This window comes from Flavobacterium sp. (assembly GCF_043722275.1).
In the GTDB taxonomy this organism is placed as follows: domain Bacteria; phylum Bacteroidota; class Bacteroidia; order Flavobacteriales; family Flavobacteriaceae; genus Flavobacterium.
In genome coordinates, this window is sequence record NZ_JAYSPC010000069.1 from 1 (window position 1) to 3,450 (window position 3,450).

4 protein-coding genes are annotated in these 3,450 nt (G+C 33.5%); all 4 read right to left on the reverse strand.

Annotated elements, in window-relative coordinates; translation table 11 throughout:
• Positions 1-286: 286 nt before the first annotated feature.
• The 4 genes from ACHZDT_RS09890 to ACHZDT_RS09905 all read right to left on the reverse strand — a co-directional run bounded on the left by ACHZDT_RS09890 (position 287) and on the right by ACHZDT_RS09905 (position 2,976).
• On the reverse strand, positions 287-763 hold the full coding sequence (locus tag ACHZDT_RS09890) for a hypothetical protein (protein ID WP_394774459.1): 477 nt from the start codon (positions 761-763) through the stop codon (positions 287-289).
• 224 nt (positions 764-987) lie between these two features.
• Positions 988-1,674 carry a DUF2441 domain-containing protein gene (locus tag ACHZDT_RS09895; RefSeq protein ID WP_394774460.1) on the reverse strand — a complete coding sequence of 229 codons (687 nt, stop codon included), beginning with the start codon at positions 1,672-1,674 and terminating at the stop codon, positions 988-990.
• Between the two features lie 239 nt (positions 1,675-1,913).
• Positions 1,914-2,387 (reverse strand): KTSC domain-containing protein, encoded by a 474-nt coding sequence (locus ACHZDT_RS09900; RefSeq protein ID WP_394774461.1) that lies wholly within the window; start codon positions 2,385-2,387, stop codon positions 1,914-1,916.
• A 310-nt stretch (positions 2,388-2,697) separates the two neighbouring features.
• Positions 2,698-2,976, reverse strand: coding sequence for a hypothetical protein (locus tag ACHZDT_RS09905; RefSeq protein ID WP_394774462.1), 279 nt, complete (start codon positions 2,974-2,976; stop codon positions 2,698-2,700).
• Positions 2,977-3,450: the final 474 nt, after the last annotated feature.

Consider the following 3,450-nt stretch of genomic DNA (forward strand, 5'->3'; position numbering starts at 1 on the left):
TGCACTATGCAACTCATGAACACAAATTAAAATAATTTTCCGGTGTTAAATTTATTATGGGTGTATTTGTCAAACTTTTCCTGGTAGTTGTTTAAGCATAAACCTAATTCAAAAATATGCACAGGTTTTGAGGGATTGTGCTTTCGCTTTTTTAGTGGGGCTTGAGAAGTGGATAAAAGAAAAAGTGATGATGATATGCCGGGTGGGTTTGTAATAAGATGCGCCAGGGATTTTGAAGACGCCGGGTCCGCTGCGGGAGACTCGGCTGGGAACGGGCTGGTATTTTTTATTTATTGCTATAAAAGTCGAAATCAAAGTAGTGTCTTTTATGATGTTCCCCAATTTCACCAATTATTTTTTTTTCACACAAGTCAACAGGAATAGCTTTTTTTCCACTTAATTCTGATAACGAACCGAAATAGATTGAAAAGGTTGTTTTGTCAAATTGAATTGCCATCCAGTGTGCAACTGCATTATGTTTCTTTTCAGAAGCATAAGCTTTTCTATATGCATTATTCCCAAGGTTATACCTAGAATTTAATGTTCCTTTCTTCTCAAATTTATTTCTTGCTTTTACACTTATGATAATTTTAATTCCATCCTTTTCACATTCAAGGTCTGCAAAAGGTTCGTTTAAACTTTTGTCATTTAGATTTCTTATTCTATCATAGCCTCTATCAACAAGTGCTTTAATAGCAAATAATTCACCTAGTTCACCTAATGATTTCTTTCTTGCGGCTTCTTTTTTGTTTACATCTTCCATTTTGTTTCAAGATATTGTACTACCGACGGGCAGGTATTGCTGCAGGTGGGAAACTTTATAACGTCCAGCCCGGAACCTTTGCCCAATTGAAAAATATAAAGTTGAAGTTAACAACAAAAAGCCAAATAGATATTCGTCAGCCGGAACAAAAGTACAGCGATCAAACAGCCGAAGTTTCAACGTACAGCCCTGCTTGCACAACTCCATGTTGGCTGTTCGTTTTTCTACAACTCTGAGGGATTGTCGTATTTCGATAGAATCTTCAATTTCCCTTCAAAAATTATTTCTTTTTGAATTAGGTCAGAGTTTGAATTAATTTGTCCGTGCCAATATTTGTTAGCAAGCTCATTGAAGTCAGTAAACTTAAAAATATCCATTTGAATAAATGAACCATCTGCATGAAATAAATTACCTGTCACACTTACCTTACAAATTAATTTGTTTTCATTGTCGTTAAATTCAGTCCACCATTTTTCGATTTGCTCTTTGTCTGATAGCCAGAAACATTTTTGTCTTGACGGTAATTCGAAAAAATATTTTGTACGACAGTCTTCAAAAATTATTTCCCTAAGCATCTTTCGAGATTGTGCTAAGGAATGAAAGGTTTGTTTTAGAAGATTAAAAATATGCGAATTAAATCCTTGTATGTTTGAAACATTGTTTTGGTTTAATTCTTGATTGTCAATGGAATTATTAAACTTTTCGAGTTCATCTATATTTTTATTTAAATAATCAATTAGTTCAAACTGTTCAAAATCTTTAGACACTTTGCGATGTGGCTCCGTTGAAAGTCCTTTATAAAAATGATTGAATTCGTCTTTTGGTGTCTCTAATATGTTGCCAGGCTTCCAGAGGTCTTGATGGTGATTTTTTCTATGAATGTGAAAGAGTTCTTTGTCTACAACCTGCATAAATTTGTGGGTTTAAAATGACAGCCAACACTACAATTTATTATATAAGAGGCTGCTCACCAAAACAATTGCTTTTGATTACAAATACCTTGCTGTTATACATTTCGTACTTTGCCTACCGGCAGGCAGGTTGTTGTTGGGACAATCCGTTTTTATTCTTTTTAAAAAATTGAAATTCTCACACTATTAAAAGCAATCTCTAGCTATCAGAGGCAATGCAATGTTAGCAGAAGGTTTACTTATTTTACTAATTCACGCCGAAATCTATTTGCTATATATTTTTCAAAATATCCGTCTTTAGAAGAGTGCATAATAAAAGCACTGTATATAAGACTTGATACATTATAGTACTGATAAATACTTCCATTCTTGAAGGCGACCTGTAATACTAAATGTGTCGCGTCGTAACCTACAGAGTCAAGTTTTGAAGAAATTACTCTTATCCGATGAATGTTTAAAAAACTCTTATTTGATCTTTGATTTGGATCATTATATTTTTCCTGTTGTTTTTTTGTTCTAGGTATAAAGTCTTCTTTTGACGTTGTTTTATTTAAAAGGGGGATATAATTTTCTAAAAATGAATATGCTTCATTAATTTGTTTGCATTTTTCAAGAGCCAAAATTTGTTTATTATAGTCATTCGGAAATTTATCAGGATGCCATAATTTAACTTGTTTCCTATATGCCTTTCTTATTTCTTCTCTAGTTGACATTCTATTAACTCATAGTATATCAAAGTGCTTATCGCTTATTTTTGCATTCAAGGGAAATCTGTTTGCGTTAAATGGTCTTTATAAATTTCTGCTTACGTGCGGGTTTTGTGCTGGCCGGGTATTTTTAGTCGGTCGAAACGACCGATCAGCTGAACAAAGATATGAAGCCGAGAATATATTCTAAAGCCCATCCGTGTTACTGAAGCTGGAACAAAAGCTGATCAGCGAACAGGAAGATGAGTATTTATTCGTCAGCCCGGCCAGCGAAAAGCCGATTGTTGTAAACAATCGATAATGGCCAATTAGAGTATTACTTATTTTCTAAATTAATTACTCGTACATTCAAATTTTCCAAATTTCTTTGTATACCAGTAATAGTATCAAGCATTTGTTTAAAAATGTTTTGTTGCATCTGAATTACCCCTCTGGCTTCATCAAAAGCTGTTGCAGTTTGAGAGAATTCCGTATTTATTTTTTCTGTTAATAGTTCAAGGCTTTTAACTATAATCTTGTCTGTACCTTGCAATGACATGACGGCACTCCCGATTTCTTGTATTGTTTTCTTTAATTCTACTATTTCGTTTTTCATATTTCAATTAAAATTAAATGGAATAAGTATTTTATCTGGAAAGATGAATCTGCTCATTACCTTATTTCCCAACAAAAGAATATTCAAAAGATTGTTTACAACACTTACAATTTATGATATAAGACGCTGTCAACCCCAAAATATCGCTATTGAAAACTAATCAGATGGTATTATACATTTCGTACTTGCCTACCGGCAGGCAGGTTGTTGTTTGCACAATCCGATTTTATTCTTTTTAGATAATTGATATTCTCAGACTATGAAAAGCAGACTCCATTATTGCCAAAAATAAAAACCCCTGAAAGCCCTCCAACAAAAAACCCCCTGCTCACGCAAAGGGTTTTTGAAAATCCTGTTATATATTTTTAATGCATAATAATCCGCTGGTTACCGCCCTGGTTATTCTGTTGCATTTCCTTCATCATCTTATCCCTTTCTTTTTTATATTCTTCCGGGGTATAATGTTTTTTACCA

What these genes read in the sequence shown, in the direction of transcription:
- ACHZDT_RS09905 (WP_394774462.1), bottom strand. Translation starts at nt 2,976, where the DNA reads ATGAAAAACGAAATAGTAGAATTAAAGAAAACAATACAAGAAATCGGG.
- ACHZDT_RS09900 (WP_394774461.1), bottom strand. Translation starts at nt 2,387, where the DNA reads ATGTCAACTAGAGAAGAAATAAGAAAGGCATATAGGAAACAAGTTAAA.
- ACHZDT_RS09895 (WP_394774460.1), bottom strand. Translation starts at nt 1,674, where the DNA reads ATGCAGGTTGTAGACAAAGAACTCTTTCACATTCATAGAAAAAATCAC.
- ACHZDT_RS09890 (WP_394774459.1), bottom strand. Translation starts at nt 763, where the DNA reads ATGGAAGATGTAAACAAAAAAGAAGCCGCAAGAAAGAAATCATTAGGT.